Source organism: Polaromonas sp. P4_F4, from assembly GCF_056401355.1.
Map to the genome: position 1 here is coordinate 1 of NZ_JBFUJO010000073.1, position 525 is coordinate 525.

Sequence of the window (525 nt, forward strand, 5' to 3'; positions counted from 1 at the left end):
CAGCAGCGCCTTCGGTCACGCTGTTGCTGTTCGAGAAGGCTGTCGGCACATCGTCCACGATGTCCACGGTGATGGTGCTGGTCACCGTGTTGCCGTTGGCATCCGTCGCCTGGTAGGTGAAGGTGTCGCGGTTGTTCTCGGTGTTGGTGCCGTTGTTGGCGTCCGGGCTGGTGTCAAAGCGCTGCGTCAGCGTGTAGCTGTAGCTGCCGTCCGCGTTGAGCGTCAGCGTGCCGAAGCTGCCTGCGGCCGGACTCGTCAGCGCGTAGCTGTAGCCGCCGGCGCCGCCGCTGACGTTGCCTACCAGCGTGCCGGTCGCCGTCTCGGCCGTGCTCGACGGGTTGCTGCCCGTGGCCAGCGCCGCTTCGTTGACCGTGATGTCGTCGTTGCTTGCCGCCAGGCCGCTGTCGGTCAGCGTGATCGTCAGTGTCGTCGTGCTCAGGTCGCCGTCGCCGTCCTTGATGGTGTACACAAAGGTGTCGGTCGCGCCAGCCGGCGGCACCACGTTCGGGCTGCCGTCGTAGCTGT

Annotated in this window: 1 protein-coding gene; it reads right to left on the bottom strand. The window is 66.5% G+C overall.

The window, feature by feature from the left end; translation table 11 throughout:
- A partial coding sequence (locus AC1DUR_RS25815; protein ID WP_477722392.1) for an Ig-like domain-containing protein occupies positions 1–525 on the bottom strand: 525 nt, incomplete at both ends.